Raw genomic sequence first — 17287 nt, 5'->3', positions numbered from 1 at the left:
GGAATCTTCCACTAACCCATACACTGAAGTAGCCACACCCTTGCGACTTCAGCATCCAATTCTATTTGCTGTTTTAACAGCTGCAATGAGCCAAATTTCTTCTCATTACGTATCTTATGAAGCAATGCGACTTCAATTTGCTTTCCGTAAAGATCGCCATCAAAGTCAAACACATGCACTTCTAAATCTTGCTTAGTACCATTGACGGTTGGTTTATTCCCGATGTTAGCTATGCCACCTCGCGGTGTAGAGTCTACCCCCATCACCTGCACGGCATAGACACCACTTACGGGTGAAACATGGCGCTTCAAAGAAACATTAGCCGTTGGAAACCCAAAGTCACGTGCTAATTTTTGACCATGAGCAACACGACCCGATAAGGTATAGTGCCGCCCCAACATTTTTGCACTCGCATCAAGCTCATCATTCGCTAATGCGTGACGAATCGCCGTACTGCTTACTCGCGCCTCACCGACACGAAAACTATGTGTATTGACGACCTCAAAGCCAAACTGTTCTCCAGCTTGCTTAAGCATGTCAAAGTTACCTAGTCGGCCTTTACCAAACCGAAAATCATCACCAATTACCAAATACTTAACACCGAGCTTATCCACCAATAAATCACGTACGAATGATTCTGGTGACAAATCCGCAAAGTGACGATTGAAGTTAACACAAAGCAAACGATCTATATCCATTTGCTCAAGCAGTTCAAATTTATCACGTAAGCGTGTTAACCGCGCCATGTGCTTTATCTTTGGCAAATAACTCCATCGGTTGTGGTTCAAATGTCATTACAACAGAAGGCAAATTCAAAAGCTGAGCTTTCTCCTTTACCTGTTCGAGCACACGTTGGTGACCTAAATGTACACCATCGAAATTACCAATCGTCAACACACAGCCATGATGTTGACCTTTTAGGTTGTGGATGCCTCGAATAAGTTCCATGAAACGACTAAACCACCTGTTGAAGTTAATAATAGCAGTGTGAAACCGACGGATTATAGCGAAACATTGCTAATCTGTCGCTGCTTTTAAATCCTTCACTCTAATGCCAAGTAGCAAGAGTGTAAATAGGTAGGTTGCCCCACCAAGCACAATCAACATTGTTAGTGTTGTAGCGCGTTGTGCAAGCCCCCAAGATAACCACTGTTGCATGTCATCTAAACGCCACACCACCACCGCCACCATCACAATGGCACTGACTGCAAGTTTGGTAATAAAAATCAGCGTTTGCTTGGTTACTCGGTATACCTGCTGAATATGAAGACCTCGATACAACAGAACCATATTGACCAAAGCCGATAACGCTGTCGCCATCGCAAGACCAACATAGCCATAGAAATAAGCGAATATGGCGTTAAACACCATATTCGAAGCCATGGCGATAATGCCGTACTTAACCGGAGTTCTCGTGTCTTGTCTCGAGAAATAACCCGGAGCCAACACTTTAATCAACATAAAGTTGAGCAGCCCTGACGCATAAGCCAACAAAGACATCGAGGCTTGCTCTACATCATGAGGGGTAAACTCTCCTCGCATGAATAACACCATGAGCATGGGCTTAGCGAGCACCATCAAACCAAGCATGGCTGGTAACCCAAGCAACACCACCATCCTTACTCCCCAATCCATTGTCGAGGCAAACCCTTGGCTTTGAGCATCAACATGTTTTCGAGATAAGGCAGGAAGAATAACGGTGGCAATCGCGATACCGAATAACCCTAACGGAAACTCAAGTAAACGATCGGAATAATAGAGCCAACTGATGGAGCCAGTAGCAAGGAAGCTGGCAATGAAGGTGTCAAACAACAAATTAATTTGACTAACCGATACACCAAAAAGAGCAGGGATCATGAGTGTGCGAATTTTAACCACGCCAGGATCACTCCACCCCCACTTAGGCTTCACTAATACCCCAGCCTTAACGAGGAAGGGGATTTGAAACACAAACTGTACAAAGCCGCCAAGAAAAACGCCAATCGCTAAACCAATTTCAGGTTGTTCAAGACCAGGCGCAATAAACCATGCACTGCCGATAATCATCACATTTAGAAAAACAGGCGTAAACGATGAGACCGCAAATTTCCCTAAGGTATTGAGAATGGCACCAGACAAGGCGACAAAAGTAATAAACCATAAATATGGGAAAGTAATTTTCAACATTAAGCTGGCGAGCTCAAACTTAGGTGCTGCGGGTCCATCATTTAGCCAATCTAGGAACCAGCCAAAGCCAAATAATGCTGTCACGACCCCAGAGCCGAGCACGCCAAACAGGGTCACAATCGACACGAGCACACCAAGTGTCCCTGACGCTTTAGCAATAAGATCTCTAGTTTTATCTTTATCACCAGCGGCATGGTACTCGGTTAAAACAGGTACGAAAGCTTGAGAAAATGCCCCTTCAGCAAACAATCGACGTAAAAAGTTGGGGATTTTATTGGCAAAAAAGAACACATCGGCGCTAGCGCTAGCGCCCATTAAATTGGCGACCACAACATCGCGAACCAGTCCCAATACTCGGGACACAAGTGTCATTGCACTCACAATCATGCCTGACTTAAGAAGCCTTTTACTCACTTGAACCCCTAATTACCTTGCTAATACCTTGTCACAGATAGGTTTCTATCGTCTTTATTATTGAAGAGCGGATTAGTATTAGCATTGGTTGAAAAATACTGTTAGAATCCCCGCCATCTTAACCGCGAAGACCTCCAGATATCAAAACTTGTTTTTTATCGTTGGGTTTTTGCACAAATCAGTTGACATTTAAGTGCAAATAGAGGATATTCCTCGCCCTTAAATTGTCACCGAACTAAGTTTTTGGGAGTTAGACCCTTGGCAAACAGTAAATCTGCTAAGAAGCGCGCTATCCAAGCTGAGAAACGTCGTCAGCACAATGCTAGCCGTCGTTCTATGATGCGCACTTACATGAAAAAAACTATCGCTGCTATTGAAGCAGGCGATAAAGAAGCAGCAACAGCGGCACTAGTTGAAGTTACACCTCTTCTAGACCGTATGGCGACTAAAGGCCTTATTCATAAGAATAAAGCGGCTCGTCATAAGTCTCGCTTCACTGCAGCAATCAAAGCTCTTTAATTAGAACTAGATTTGCATTAAAAAATGCCTACTTAGGTCGGTTTTTTTGTATCTATTACTTTTCTATTTATTTGCTAATGAAGGACTGCGTTCACTTAACATCCCCAACAGCACCTCACCGCTTTACTCTTCTTTGCAATACAAGCCATGCAATAGTTCTATCATTTGACGAACTTCGACACTGCTCAACGTGTAGAATACCGTCTGAGCCTCTTTTCGTGTTGAAACCAGTCCATCCCGACGCAACCATGCCAAGTGCTGAGAAAGCGCGGATTGGCTTAGCTTTAAATAATCGCACAGCTCACCAACCGACAACTCAGTATTATGTAGCATGCAAAGTATTTGCAGACGACGCTCGTTGGCCATCGCTTTTAGGAGAACAACCGCTTGTGGTGCGTTTTTTTCCATCTCCTGCAAATTCATATTTTACCTCTTTATTTTCAGCAACATCAGACACGAGCTTTTGTCTTAATAGCCATGTCTTGTCGATTAGTACAATTCATCACATTTTACATGGCTATAATCAAACTGCGTAACAGTTTTTAAACAAATTCTTTATCCCTTAACGATAGACAGCTTTACATCCGTCGCTAAACGTTGAGTAGCTCACTAAAGTCTGCCTCACACACCCCTTTTACCGCGGGATGCTGAATCATTCTCTCAGCAAAAATGACATAGTATTCTTCTTTAAGATCATCGATATCACCAATATGTTGCAATGGGCGCCGATCGGAGATCTCGGACATGTACAAACTTGGTGCTAAAAAGATGACATCGTCTTTATACATAGAGAAAGCTTTCATCAAAGCGACATCATCAAACTCACCCAATATATTAGGCTGGATACCTTGGCGATCAAACCATTGATGAATTTTCCGCCCCATCGATGTTCGACTACCTGGAATAAGAAGCTTTCTTTGCTCTAATATTTCAGGAAAGTGTCCACTCTCAACATGGCCGGAAGTAAAAAGCTCATACGACTTTCTCCAAGCTTCTTACTAAACAGACCAGGGCTTTGACTGGAGTCAACGGGGCAGTCCGACAAAATCATATCGAGTTTATGTTGAGAAAGCTGCTCCAATAACATTTCATGAGTCGACTCAAAGCACCTTAAGTGAATACTATTGTCATCAGGAATGGTGGTCATGAGTATTTTGCTCACTAAACGTTTTGATAATGCGTCTGCGACACCGACATCAAAAAGAATATTTGAGCGCTGACTATAATTGACAATATCGAGCATTTCATAACTCAAGCCAAACATACGATCCGCGTATTTATAAACAAGTTGACCTAACTCTGTCGGTTCAACGCTTCTTCCGTTGCGCTTCGTTAACTTACCATCCATTCTCTCTTCTAGTGCTTTAATCTGCCCAGTGACGGTTTGAGGCGTTAAAAATAGAGCATCTGCCGCCTTAGTTACCGACCCTTGTTTACACACCATCCAAAAATAGTACACGTGGTTATAGTTTAAATGTGACATGACTTACCGCCTTAAAATTCTCCCCACCTTTATAACAAAATCTCCCGACCCCATCAATTATCGACAAAACCGAAACAAACGGTCATATAATTCGTTTTTTACGAAATTAACACTGTCACAGCTGTAATATTACTATCGGTAAAAAACGATAAAATCGAATTTACTCATTAAAAAACGTCTATTTATCTATTTTTCTCAACATCAACTCAATCAGATAAAATTAAATAAAATCAAAAGGTTACGATTGAATATTGAGAATTATAGGTTTTAATTACAACAAATATCGCAGTAATTGATGAACGACATAATATCGTCATATTACTGTCATAATTCAGATCTACTATCGCTGCAGATTCAACAACAGACCTACAACAAACTTATTAAGGTCACACGGAGAAAACTATGATTAACCAAGCAACGACAGCTGCGACACCTACGTCGAATTCGACACGTTGGCTACGCTGGGCTAACTTGGCATTCATGCTGTATTTACTACTTCTTGCTGTATCTATGGTAGGCAGTGGATTTAAGATTGCTACTGGTGAACAGGCTAAAGTCTTGTTTGAGTTTGCATCTCATCCTATTGCTGGGTTAATGATCGGTCTCGTCGCTACGGCTTTGATCCAGTCATCAAGTACCGTCACTTCAATCATTGTTGGTCTTGTTGCGGGCGGACTTCCTGTCACCGTTGCTATTCCGATGATCATGGGTGCAAACATTGGCACAACAGTAACCAATACATTGGTTAGCCTTGGTCACGTACGTTGTAATACTGAATTTAAACGTGCCTTTGCAAGTGCCACCATCCATGATTTCTTTAATCTATTAGCCGTCCTTATTTTCTTACCGCTAGAAATGATGTTTGGCATTTTTGAAAAAGTATCTCACTGGCTAGTTTCACCAATGCTTTCTACTGGTGATGTCAGCATGGGCGGTTTGAACTTTATCAAACCAATCACAAAGCCTGTCGTGTCAGCTATCCAAGACCCATTAATGCAATTTGGCAACGTGACAGGTGGTGTTCTACTGATTGTTCTTGGTATCGCAACCATCTTTATCGCTATTACCGTAATGGGTAAACTAATGAAGAGCCTGATGGTAGGTCGTGCTCGTGAAATCTTAAAGAATGCAATTGGCCGTGGCCCTATCCACGGTATTGTTTCTGGCTCTATCGTAACGGTCTTGGTTCAGTCTTCTTCCACAACAACAAGTTTAATGGTTCCACTTGTTGGTACTGGTACCTTGAAAGTACGTGATGTCTACCCATTTACATTGGGTGCAAATATCGGCACATGTATCACAGGTCTACTTGCTGCGACGGCTGTTTCTGGAGAATACGCAATTTTTGCTCTTCAGATTGCCCTAGTTCACTTAGTCTTTAACGTATTCTCAACCATCTTTATCTTTGGTATTCCATTTTTAAGAGAGCTGCCAATTAAAGGAGCAGACTACCTCTCAGACATGGCGATCAAAAACAAGGCTGTGGTCGCAGGGTACCTTGCATCTATCTTTGTTGTGATTCCGGGTACTATCCTCGCACTGACGGCATAGACGTAACGTAATCGACTCAACGCGATAAAGAATAGAACAAACCCCAACTCATAATGAGTTGGGGTTTTTCGTTGTGCGTTACGATGAAAGTAGTAAGGATCAGTAGTCATCATAATCATAGGCATCGTATGCGTCATAGTGTTCAATTAAGTCCACTTCATCCACATAGTCCCAGTAATAACTACGGTCATAGTAATAATCATAATAGGGATCGCCGACATAATAAGTTTTAATGCGCTTATCATTCGTCCATAAATAATAATTAGACGCATTAAGTACTGGTGCTTGCAACTCTTGCTGACCAACCTTAATCGTCTCGCTTGGGTCGATGACACCGACAAATGTCATCGCTTTTCCTTGCATAAACACCGCAGGGTCTAAAAATCGTTCCACCTTAACGACAAAACGCGAAGAGCCTTGCTGTGTTTCATCTGGTCTTCCTTTGTCATCGAGTTCAAATTGGCTGATTTCTACTACACTTGAACCCGCTGTAGGGTTGCTGACTTTCGCAATAACCCCTCCCCATCTGGCTGGCTGACCAACGACACTATTTCCATCACTCACTGCCGTTTTATAGGCCACTAATTGCTTTTCATCCGCGACTTTTATTTCCGAGGGTGCACTACTGCAACCCGCTAACACCACCAATAATACAAGTCCAAACCATCGCATAATATGCTCCTTTGCAAACGCCTCTTTTACTATTATGAGCGACACAGACCGTTGCTCGCAAGGTGAAGGGGCTATTCAGCCTATTAATGTCTCAGCCCCAAAACGCCGACAGTGATGCGAGCACCCGATACAAGCAAGCGAATTATCACCAACAGCAATAAACACACACGATGCTGACTAAACGTTTACCTGCGATGGGTTATGTTTTTCTCAGCGGTTATTTACCCTACCTCAAAGTCCAATAACAATGTGAATTCCTTATGAAAATCAAAACACTTCTTTTTATCGCGATGTTGAGCTCGCCTTCTTATGCCTATTACTGTGATCAAACCTCTGATGGAGCTATCGATGGCGCGGTTGATGGCGCGATTACTGGTGCTGTCGTCGGGGGTATCGTAGATGGTAGTTCAGGCGCAGCAGCAGGTGCTGCTATTGGTGGTGGTGCAGGTGCAGTAGGCGGCGCTATCGACGGTGCTTACGATGAAGAGGCCTGTGAAGTAGTCGGCGACGTCGTGGAAGAAGATGTGATTGAGGAAGAGATAGTCGAAGAAGAAATCATCGAAGACGAATACTACGACTAGCTGTTACCTATGTAACTAAAGTAACCTTGCGTTTGTTACTGACTGAAATGAATAAATTATTTTACACTCCCTACCAATCAAAACGGGAGTATGGTCATAATGAAAAAGATTGCTTTAGTTACTGGTGCTTATCAAGGTCTCGGACTCGCCACCTCTGCTCTACTCATGGAACAAGATTACCATGTCATTATGGCCGATGTGCAATCTTGTAGCACACTTGCCAATCAGTTTCGACGACAAGGCTACTCTGCTTCACATTTAAAACTCGACCTTGCCATGTCATCAATCTTTCCCGCTATCGCTAACCTAATTGATGAACAATTTGGTCAGTTGGATGTCTTGATCAACAATGCCGCACTCTTAGTGGATATGGGCAGCCACCCTTCCCAGCTTGATGAAGATACATACCGTAGAGTGCTTGAAATCAACCAAATTGGCCCTTTCTTATTAACAAAAGCACTGACACCTCTTTTGAAGAAAGCAAAACACGCACGTATTGTGAACGTCTCAAGCCAAGTTGGTCAGCTCGCGCAACTTTCGGATATGAACTCCCCCTTGAAAGAGGATATTTGCGCCGCCTACCAAGCTTCCAAAGTAGGCATTAATGCCAACACCGTGCTGTTTGCTAAAGAGTTAGAGTCGCATGGCATTAAAGTCAACTCCTGCTGTCCAGGTTGGGTTGACTCAGCAATGAATAGCGATGACTTGCCTGACTACGGTGATAATGCACGACCAAAGACACCACGAGAAGGCGCAGATACCGCCGTTTGGTTAGCGACACTCAACGAAGATGGCCCAACGGCAGGATTCTTTACCGATCGAACTCGTATTGATTGGTAGCCTCTCCGTTAGCACCATATAAAAATGGCCGAGCAATGCTCGGCCATTTTTATTACACTGAAAACGGATATTTTATTGGATCGTGACACTGATAATCACGCACCTCAAAGTCATCAATTGTCACCCACGTTTCCAAATCTTTTAGCGATTTGATCTTTGGATTGATATGGAATGTTGCGGGTGACAGCGGTTCCCGCGTCAGTTGCACATCACGCATGAGCTCAAGTTGGTCTTCATAAATATGCCCATTGACGATTTTATGATAAGCCTTACCGGGTTTCTTACCAGTGATCTGCGCCATGATGGCCAAAAAGACATAGACTTGCACCATGTTAAAATTCAGCCCCAGCGGTACATCACATGAACGCTGCGTGCTATTTAAATGCAAAGTATCACCAAGCAATGAAAAGTGGTGGCTGTACATGCACGGGCGTAAACAGCCCATGTGGAATTCACCTGGATTATAAAAATTTAAGATTTCACCACGATCATCAACACCACGCGTTAAATCATCCACAATTTTGCCAAGTTGGTCGATATGCCCCCCATCGGGTTTCGCCCAAGCGCGCCCTTGAACACCATACACACGTCCCATATCGTCTTCACCTTTACGATATGAATTGTTCAACCAAGCTTCATTAAGGTTCGCGTTTGCGTCCCAAGTTTTTGTGCCAAGTTTGCGAAAATCCTCCGCATTATCATAGCCACGAATATAACCAAGCAATTCAGCAACCGCAGACTTCCAGAAACTTTTACGCGTCGTCACTAAAGGAAACGCATTGCCCGCGACATCATAAGTAAGATCTGCGTTGATAACGGTTAAACAGCGCTTCCCTGTTCGTTCATTTTCAACCCAAACGCCTTCATCAACAATACGCTGACATAAATCCAAATACTGCTTCATAACAATTCCTACTACTTTGCTGCGTTATGTGTCGTGTTGCTATTGACCTTGTAGGCCCATGCCACCATCAAGGCACCTAAGATAACCATCGGCAATGATAAGATCTGCCCCATTGAAATGAAGCCGCCAAATAGGCCTAAATGCGCATCAGGTTCACGGACGTATTCAATAAGGAACCGGAAACAACCGTAGCCTAACAAGAACAAGCCAGATACCGCCCCCTCAGGCCGTGGTCTTTTAATAAACCAATTAAGAATAAGGAACAGTACCACGCCTTCTAACGCGAACTCATATAGCTGAGAAGGGTGTCTTGGAAGCGGGCCGCCATTAGGGAATACGATCGCCCACGGCACATCTGTTACGCGCCCCCAAAGTTCACTGTTCATGAAGTTACCAATACGCCCCATCCCTAAACCAAACGGGACAAGCGGCGCAATAAAATCAGCGACATTGAAGAATGTACGACCATTCTTACGGGCATACCACAGCATGGCAGTAATCACACCAAGTAGCCCACCATGGAAAGACATACCGCCAGTCCAGACTTTAAATAGGTATAATGGATCTTGTATTAAGGTATCAAATCCATAAAACAATACGTAACCAACTCGACCGCCAATCACCACCCCTAAGAAACCAGCGAACAGTAAATCGGACACCTGCTCACGAGTCCAGCCAGAACCGGGCTTATCTGCACGCCTATTCGCTAACCACATCGCGAAAGCAAAACCAACTAAATACATCAAGCCATACCAGCGAACTGAAATAGGGCCAATCTCGAATAAAACGGGGTCAATACTAGGAAATTCAATAAATCCCTGAGACATAAACTGCTCTCTTAACGTTTGGGTAATAAAGGCTAAAACATCATTGAAAATGATACGAATACTAAGAAGACCGCGAAAATCTTTTTAAGTTTCGGAGTTGGCATTGTTGTGGCCAACTTAGCGCCAAATCGCGTCGTCAGCATCGAGGTTATCGCAATCGCTAACAATGCTGGAACATACACATAACCAAGGCTATATTCTGGTAACCCATCAGCCTTAGTGCCATGGAAGATGAAGCCTATCATACCTGAGATCGCAATCACACAACCACACACAGAGGACGAACCAACGGCTCGGCGCATTTCTACACCATGCTTACTTAAAAACGGCACCGACATCGAACCACCACCAATGCCAGCTAGGCTTGACACCATGCCAATTATTGCGCCATAACAACTTGTTGCGCCAGGGGAAGGCAGTGGACGCGAGGATGAGGAAGAGATAGATAAAATCATCTGTATCGCTAACGCCAGTACAATCAACGCGAAGAGTTTAGGTAGGTATTGAAACGGAATCCAATCTGCGACAAATGAGCCAATCAGACCGCCGACAATAACACCTGGTAATAACCACTTGATGACGAAAATATCCACATTGCCGAGCTTAAGATGATTCAGAGCAGATGAGCCAGACGTAATAATGATGGACGCCAGTGACGTCGCCAACGCGATTTGCATCACCAACTCAGCAGAAATACCGAACATCGGCAATAGATAAGCCAATGCTGGCACTACGATTAAACCACCGCCGATACCCAGCAAACCAGACATCGTACCAACGACCGCTCCTAAAATGAGCAGTATAAAAAGAAGTTCAAAGTTCATAATTTTTCCAACAGGCGGGCACTAAGATTTACTCAAGCACGAATAAAGCCAGCTAAACCTTTTTCCTCAAAATAGTCACGCATCTGATTATAAATCGCATCGCCATAAGGTTGCAGTAATGCTTGGCTGGCTAAGTGTTGCAATTCTTCCATTGTGGTTTGTCGAAGAAGGTACTTCACTTTCGCAACATTCGAGGTATTCATGCTCAAGGTGTCATAGCCTAAACCAACCAACAATAAGGCGCCTATCGGGTCACCTAAGCCAATTCTCCACAGATACAAACGGGCAATTGGTAAGACTGACATGTTTGAAAAATATGCTTCATCGCAGCTAACACCGATGGATGCAATGTCTCATAGATATCAGCGACTTGTGCATTATTTCGATCAACTGCCAGCAAATATTGTGTTAAGTCATTGGTTCCCACAGAAACAAAATCGACTTTTTCCGCCATAAATGGCAGTAAATAAAGCATGGACGGAACTTCAATCATCACACCAATCTGCGGTGGAACAATATCATGTTGCAATTGTGCAACTTCATCATAAGCTTGGTTGATCAGCGTAATCGCACCATCAAGTTCCTGCACCGAAGAAACCATTGGCAACAAAATACTTAAATTATCGAGCCCTTGACTCGCTCTTAGCATCGCTCTCAGTTGAATAAGAAAAATATCCGGATGATCAAGAGTAAATCGAATGCCGCGCCATCCTAGGAATGGATTATCCTCTTCAATCGGTAAGTACGGCAACGCCTTATCCCCGCCAATATCCAGCGTTCGCATCACAACACGCTTGGTTGGGTAAGCCTGCAATACCGCACGATATTGCTGCACCTGCTCTTCCTCTGAGGGGAATTGCTGCTGTAGTAGGAAGGAAATCTCGGTTCGATAAAGCCCGACACCGTCTACCCCTTTATTCAATGAAATACTGGTATCTGCGCTTAATCCAGCATTGAGCAGCACCTGAATACGTTGACCATCTTTCGTTGCCGCATTCAGATCAAGTGTCTGCTCAACCATGTGAGACAGCTCACTCTCTTCCGTCACCAGTTCACGATATTCGGTTAATAGCTCTGTGGTTGGATCCGGAAATATCTCACCGCTATAACCATCAACAATAGACAGCTTGCCACTCAATAACTCAGGGTTGATACTCACGCCCATGACAGCAGGTATACCCATCGCTCGGGACAAAATGGCCGCATGGGAGTTCGCCGCCCCTTCAAGCGACACAACCGCAAGCAGCTTATCTTTTGGCACTGACGCTAAAATGGATGCCGTCAACTCTCTAACCACCAAAATGATCGGGTCAGAAAATTCGTGTATGGGCTGCTCTGAATTGTGGAGGAAAAACAATAATCGCTGACCGAGCTCTCGTACATCTTGTGCTCGTTCACGAAGATAAATGTCCGACATTTTGGCAAAGCGATTCGCATAACTCTCAACCACTTGACGAAGTGCCCAATCAGCCCTATCCCCTTTTGCTATCTGCATTTTTAGATCTTTTCGCAACATCGGATCGTTCAGTAAATGCGTAAAAAGATCAAATATTGCTAGTGCGTCTTTGTTGAGCTCAAGATCCAACTTCTTACGCATTCGCTTAAAGTCCGCCAGCGCGTGATCAATAGCAAGCGAAAGGAGTTCTTGTTCACGATTGATATCGAGCGCAGAGGCAGGAAACACATCACTCAGTTCTGGCTGTGTGTTATCCCACCACATGGGACCAATGGCAACACCAGAGGACGCTGCAATTCCCTTAATCACCGTTAGTTGATTATCATCGAAAAAACTCAACCCTTGTGATTTAGCGTGAGCAATAAGCACTGCGACTTGCGCAGCAAGTGTCACTAAGAATGACTCTTCCGTTTCACTAAATTGGCGAGATTGTTTTTGCTGGATAACAAGCACCCCAAGCACCTGCTTGCGATGAATAATAGGGGTACCTAAAAAGGCATTGTAGGTATCTTCCCCCAACTGAGGGAAAAATTTAAATGCGGAATGCTTCGCCGCTTGTGCGATATTGATTGGTTCAGCTGTGCGCTTTACTAACCCTACCAAGCCCTCATTAAAGTTGATATGGATAGTATCACCTTGAAATGTCAGGCCTTGGGTCGCCATCAGTTCTAAGCGCTGCTGCTGCTCATTAGCCAGATAAATTGTGCAGCACTCCGTATGCATGGCTGCACAAGTTTGTCTAACTAAAATCTCGAGGGCCACATGCACGTTATCTTCTTTTGATACGTGCTCAACTATTTCCCTTAGTTGCGAAAGCATACTTACCCTCTTCGGTGTTTTCTTTTGCCTTTAAACTTACGTTCCTTAAAAGGCATTGCGAGAGAAGCAAATTCTTTCATCGCACGACGATAAACATCACGCTTAAAAGAGACCACTTGCCTAACAGGATACCAATAACTTACCCAACGCCAACCATCAAACTCAGGGGTACTACCACGCTGCATATTAATTTTAGATTCATCACAATCTAAACGCAGTAAGAACCATTTCTGTTTTTGTCCAATACAGACAGGTTTCGAGTCCCAACGAACCAATCGTTTCGGTAGCTTATACCTTAGCCAATGGCGACTAACACCGACAATTTTTACATCATCTTTTGTTAACCCGACTTCTTCATATAATTCTCGGAACATGGCCTGCTCAGGGGATTCACCTTCGTCAATACCGCCCTGAGGAAACTGCCATGAGTGTTGCCCGTATCGTTTAGCCCAGAAGACCTGACCATGGTTGTTACAGATTACAATACCCACATTTAGTCGGTAACCATCGCCATCTATCACTGGCCAACCTCAATTAAATTTTCATTACCTTGATTTTTCCACATATCCCCAAGTTGAGCAAACGTAGACATCCGTAAATTTGAACATTTACCAGTTAATCGAACTTCTATGGATAAGTTTTACCCATTACAGAACTTATCAACACCACAATGAGACCTAGACCACATTTATTCACCTTTTCTGTGAATAACCATGTGAAGAATCTTTGATCTTCTACTCTAACTCGTCAGTACTTTCTTACGAACAGGAAAAACCAAAACTGGAAACAAAAAATAAAGCCTTAAATAACAAAGAATTAAATCAAACCCAGCAAAATACAATCGTTTATCGTTCTGTATTTTAAAGCTGGATCTCAGATCGGTTAAAGATCAACCAAAGACGAGTTTATCCACACCAAGCAAGCTAACAATTTTATCAATCACGAATAATCAAGCACTACTTTCAAGGTAACACCTGTTTATTCATACAGAAAACCGTGAGCAAAAGAAATTAAAAATCAAACTGTGGATAACTAATACATCGATCTAAATCACCACTCTTGTGATCTTTTTTTGTACAGGCAGTCTCTAAACTCCATGGTAAACTAAACTGGTCATTCATCTTTATTACATTCATTACTATGAAAGCAACCCCAACATCTGAAGCCGAATTGATGGCTCGAGCCCGAAATATTGCAGGCCTGACATTTGGTGAACTCGCACAAGAAGCGGAAATGAACGTTCCAGAAACGCTGAAACGGGATAAAGGTTGGGTTGGACAGTTATTGGAATGGCACCTTGGTGCAAAAGCGGGAAGTAAGCCAACCCAAGATTTTCCAGAAATTGGTATAGAGCTAAAAAGCATTCCTATTAGTTATGCAGGTACACCACTAGAATCCACGTTCGTCTGTGTAGCTCCGTTGGTGGGTGTTCACGGTCTAACATGGGAGCGCAGCCACATTCGCAATAAACTATCGCGCGTCCTTTGGTTGCCGGTAGAGGGCGAAAGAGAAATTCCAGTCGCAGATCGACGCGTGGGATCCCCGCTAATTTGGAGCCCATCAACAGAAGAAGAATTGATGCTAAAAAATGACTGGGAAGAGTTGATGGAGCACATCACCCTAGGTCAAATCAATCAACTGACTGCGCACAGTGGTGAAATTTTGCAAATACGACCAAAAGCCGCTAACAGCCGCGTAACGACCTAGCGCTTATGGAGCAAACGGACAACCGATTAAAACCTTACCGCGTGGTTTCTACCTAAGAGCTAAGTTCACGGCCTACATTCTTGAGACTTACTTTAGTCATTCAGTGTAGTTTCAGTTCAATGTCGCAGTAGCGATTCATTTCCCCCGCACTACCACACTCATCATAAGCGTTATGTAAACGAAGATAAGCCTTTTCAACACCCAGTTTTTGTAGCACTTCTTTTACTGAATCAAGGGATTCAAAATGAATAGGTTCATCGTCTTCCTTAATAGGTTCTAGTTTATGTTTATATTCCACTGCTAATAAATAATGTGAAATATCAGCACAACCAATTACAAAGACTTTAGGTGGGGTATAGCTGTCTTTATGATACCCATGTAACCACCGATCGAGCTGATGTTTTTGCATATTCCGCCTCCTTTACTCATCTATTTAGATAATGCTTTAATTCTTTATTAATAAACTACAGTTTAGTAAAAGAAATTCAGAAGTGTCGGAATTAAACTGAAGTTTTAGATAAAAGCGGTATAGTGAAAGAAAACCATCGTAACAAGGAAGGCTCAATGAAATATCATGTACTCCCTCATTCCTCTCTTGAAGTCAGTAAAATTGCGCTCGGTACAATGACGTTTGGTGAGCAAAATACTAAAAAAGACGCATTTGGCCAGCTTGATTTTGCTCTAGAGCGCGGCGTCAACTTTATCGATACCGCCGAAATGTACCCTGTTCCCCCTAACTCAACAACGCAGGGACTAACCGAAAGCTATATCGGTGATTGGTTATCTCAATCAGAGAAAAGGCAAAAGATCATACTTGCAACTAAAGTCGCAGGCCCAAGATCCCTTCCTTATATTAGAGATAATATGAGTTTAGATCGTCGTAACGTCCATCAAGCCATCGACGATAGTCTCACACGGCTCAAAACTGACTATATCGATCTCTATCAACTTCATTGGCCTCAAAGACAAACGAACTGCTTTGGTCAATTAAATTACCCTTATCTGGAAGGGAATGAAGAAGTCTCTTTAATCGAGACATTAGAAGCACTCAATGAGTTAATTAACGCTGGAAAGATCCGTTATATAGGCGTTTCAAATGAAACCCCTTGGGGCGTCATGTCCTTGTTAAAGCTGGCTGAAAAACACAACTTACCGAGAATTGTTTCCATACAAAACCCTTATAACTTGCTCAATCGCAGCTTCGAAGTCGGTTTGTCTGAAATAAGCCATCACGAAGGCGTTGAACTGCTCGCGTATTCCCCTCTTGCCTTTGGATGCTTAAGTGGTAAGTACCTAAACGGTCAAAGGCCAAAAGGTGCTCGTTGTAGCGAGTTTGAACGCTTCGTTCGTTACTTTACACCTCAAGGAATTGAAGCAACGCAAGCGTATATTGATATCGCAAATAAACATAACATTGACCCTTCACAAATGGCACTCGCATTTGTTAATCAACGTCCGTTTGTGGCATCAAATATTATTGGAGCCACAAATTTAGCTCAACTTGACGCAAATATTAATAGTATTGATATTACGCTTTCAGATGAACTTATGAGCGATATTCAAGAATTAGGGACACGCTATTCAAACCCGTGCCCCTAATTGACGTTAACATTTTGAGACTAAGCTCGTGCTCTGCTAACTAAGCAAAACTGCATTTCTAGGCGGGCAATATACAGCCCGCCTAGAATTACGTTGCTATTGTTGACCGTAACACCCTTCGAAGATGACGAGTTTTACGTTTGGCAACAACAGCAGGGGCAACCGTCACAGTGCCAAGTGGGCGCCCTTGGCTATCTAAACCAATATCTCGCAGCAAATGCTCATTGTGCAAAGGAAGCTGATAAGCATTACGGCGATAGCGACGTTTCCATTCTCTTTCTTCATGGTGAAGATCCGCTTTAATTAACCAAGTAGCAAGAGTCAGATAAACAGATGTACGCATAATAGTGTCTCCTAATTTTACAAATATTGAGGAGAGAAATAGCGATCTAAAGAAAATTTTCAGTGACTTTGAGACTGCTATTTCCGCAGCCTCTAGAGGTACGGATATTAAAGTTTATTGGTATCAGACATAAATACAGGACTGGCTGAGAACAGCGCAATATGCATCCATTGTCGTTTCATACACTCACGTGAAAGTGCGATAGTCTTGATAGTAATGTTACGATTCATCATTTACGCCTCCACGTTAACTTAATAATCCGAAATAATTTGAATGGTATGAGCTTGAAACTCACGGTCAATTTTCAACCAAAGCGTCGCTATTTTCAACATAATTGTTACAAAAAAAAACAATAACATGAAATATTCTATCTTCTTGCGACTAATCCACGCCAAGACGAAGCAATACATTGCAGATGCAAGCTTTAGTAGTGATTAATTTCAATCAAACAGATAACAACCGAATCAATGAAATAATTCTTTTGATAAAACACACTTCACAAAAATAATGTAATTTGAGGCTGAGAGCATACAAATAGCCATCCGACACACGCTAAAAACCGCTCATACATTTTAAGTTGGC

General features: G+C 43.0%; 15 protein-coding genes and 4 pseudogenes. 6 read left to right on the top strand and 13 right to left on the bottom strand.

Going from position 1 to position 17287, the window contains the following annotated elements:
• Positions 1–11: 11 nt before the first annotated feature.
• Together ribF and murJ are read right to left on the bottom strand one after the other, a co-directional pair.
• Positions 12–948: pseudogene (gene ribF / locus AC0L66_RS03710) on the bottom strand (bifunctional riboflavin kinase/FAD synthetase).
• 69 nt (positions 949–1017) lie between these two features.
• On the bottom strand, positions 1018–2580 hold the full coding sequence (gene murJ / locus AC0L66_RS03705) for a murein biosynthesis integral membrane protein MurJ (RefSeq protein WP_473568419.1): 1563 nt from the start codon (positions 2578–2580) through the stop codon (positions 1018–1020).
• Positions 2581–2838: 258 nt separating this feature from the next.
• On the opposite strand from murJ, the gene rpsT reads away from it, so the two are divergent.
• Positions 2839–3099: a 30S ribosomal protein S20 gene (gene rpsT / locus AC0L66_RS03700; protein WP_102469934.1), complete on the top strand. Its 261-nt coding sequence runs from the start codon at positions 2839–2841 to the stop codon at positions 3097–3099.
• 123 nt (positions 3100–3222) lie between these two features.
• On the opposite strand, the gene AC0L66_RS03695 is transcribed toward rpsT, so the two are convergent.
• The gene (locus AC0L66_RS03695) at positions 3223–3522 is read right to left on the bottom strand and encodes an ArsR/SmtB family transcription factor (RefSeq protein ID WP_265676406.1); all 300 of its coding nucleotides are present in this window, start codon (positions 3520–3522) and stop codon (positions 3223–3225) included.
• A gap of 167 nt (positions 3523–3689) precedes the next feature.
• Positions 3690–4582 (bottom strand): annotated as a pseudogene (gene nhaR, locus AC0L66_RS03690) (transcriptional activator NhaR).
• A gap of 405 nt (positions 4583–4987) precedes the next feature.
• Here nhaR and AC0L66_RS03685 point away from each other — a divergent pair.
• Positions 4988–6133 (top strand): Na/Pi symporter, encoded by a 1146-nt coding sequence (locus AC0L66_RS03685; protein ID WP_265676445.1) that lies wholly within the window; start codon positions 4988–4990, stop codon positions 6131–6133.
• 99 nt (positions 6134–6232) lie between these two features.
• Here the strand turns inward: AC0L66_RS03685 and AC0L66_RS03680 are convergent, their stop codons facing one another.
• Complete coding sequence (locus AC0L66_RS03680) at positions 6233–6805, bottom strand: Slp family lipoprotein (protein ID WP_473568417.1); 573 nt, start codon at positions 6803–6805, stop codon at positions 6233–6235.
• A gap of 260 nt (positions 6806–7065) precedes the next feature.
• Between AC0L66_RS03680 and AC0L66_RS03675 the strand changes: the two genes are divergently transcribed.
• Both AC0L66_RS03675 and AC0L66_RS03670 read left to right on the top strand, forming a co-directional pair.
• The gene (locus AC0L66_RS03675) at positions 7066–7386 is read left to right on the top strand and encodes a hypothetical protein (protein WP_473568415.1); all 321 of its coding nucleotides are present in this window, start codon (positions 7066–7068) and stop codon (positions 7384–7386) included.
• Between the two features lie 99 nt (positions 7387–7485).
• Positions 7486–8226, top strand: a complete 741-nt coding sequence (locus tag AC0L66_RS03670) for an SDR family NAD(P)-dependent oxidoreductase (RefSeq protein WP_473568413.1) — start codon at positions 7486–7488, stop codon at positions 8224–8226.
• Positions 8227–8278: 52 nt separating this feature from the next.
• Here the strand turns inward: AC0L66_RS03670 and AC0L66_RS03665 are convergent, their stop codons facing one another.
• From AC0L66_RS03665 to rppH, 5 genes and pseudogenes are all read right to left on the bottom strand, one after another.
• A complete protein-coding gene (locus AC0L66_RS03665) occupies positions 8279–9130 on the bottom strand; it encodes a thymidylate synthase (protein ID WP_265676410.1) in 852 nt (283 codons plus the stop codon).
• A gap of 11 nt (positions 9131–9141) precedes the next feature.
• Entirely contained in the window at positions 9142–9957 is an 816-nt protein-coding gene (lgt, locus tag AC0L66_RS03660; protein WP_265676411.1) for a prolipoprotein diacylglyceryl transferase, read from the bottom strand.
• Positions 9958–9989: 32 nt separating this feature from the next.
• Complete coding sequence (locus AC0L66_RS03655) at positions 9990–10781, bottom strand: sulfite exporter TauE/SafE family protein (RefSeq protein ID WP_265676412.1); 792 nt, start codon at positions 10779–10781, stop codon at positions 9990–9992.
• Between the two features lie 32 nt (positions 10782–10813).
• Positions 10814–13056: pseudogene (gene ptsP / locus AC0L66_RS03650) on the bottom strand (phosphoenolpyruvate--protein phosphotransferase).
• Positions 13057–13058: 2 nt separating this feature from the next.
• Positions 13059–13577 carry an RNA pyrophosphohydrolase gene (rppH, locus tag AC0L66_RS03645; RefSeq protein WP_250617519.1) on the bottom strand — a complete coding sequence of 173 codons (519 nt, stop codon included), beginning with the start codon at positions 13575–13577 and terminating at the stop codon, positions 13059–13061.
• Positions 13578–14196: 619 nt separating this feature from the next.
• Between rppH and mutH the strand changes: the two are divergent.
• Positions 14197–14872 (top strand): annotated as a pseudogene (mutH, locus tag AC0L66_RS03640) (DNA mismatch repair endonuclease MutH).
• Here the strand turns inward: mutH and AC0L66_RS03635 are convergent.
• Complete coding sequence (locus tag AC0L66_RS03635) at positions 14864–15172, bottom strand: DUF6482 family protein (RefSeq protein WP_250617517.1); 309 nt, start codon at positions 15170–15172, stop codon at positions 14864–14866. The pseudogene mutH and the gene AC0L66_RS03635 overlap by 9 nt on opposite strands.
• 155 nt (positions 15173–15327) lie before the next feature.
• Here AC0L66_RS03635 and AC0L66_RS03630 point away from each other — a divergent pair, with 155 nt between their 5' ends.
• The gene (locus AC0L66_RS03630) at positions 15328–16362 is read left to right on the top strand and encodes an NADP(H)-dependent aldo-keto reductase (protein WP_265676415.1); all 1035 of its coding nucleotides are present in this window, start codon (positions 15328–15330) and stop codon (positions 16360–16362) included.
• Positions 16363–16450: 88 nt separating this feature from the next.
• Here AC0L66_RS03630 and AC0L66_RS03625 read toward each other — a convergent pair whose 3' ends face one another.
• Together AC0L66_RS03625 and AC0L66_RS03620 are read right to left on the bottom strand one after the other, a co-directional pair.
• Positions 16451–16705, bottom strand: coding sequence for a DUF1127 domain-containing protein (locus AC0L66_RS03625; protein ID WP_265676416.1), 255 nt, complete (start codon positions 16703–16705; stop codon positions 16451–16453).
• 107 nt (positions 16706–16812) lie between these two features.
• A complete protein-coding gene (locus AC0L66_RS03620; protein WP_265676417.1) occupies positions 16813–16938 on the bottom strand; it encodes a hypothetical protein in 126 nt (41 codons plus the stop codon).
• Positions 16939–17287 lie beyond the last annotated feature (349 nt).

Source organism: Vibrio sp. GJ43-1, from assembly GCF_055808835.1.
Note: the sequence above shows the minus strand (reverse complement) of the source record. Positions and strands in the feature narration are given on the sequence as shown.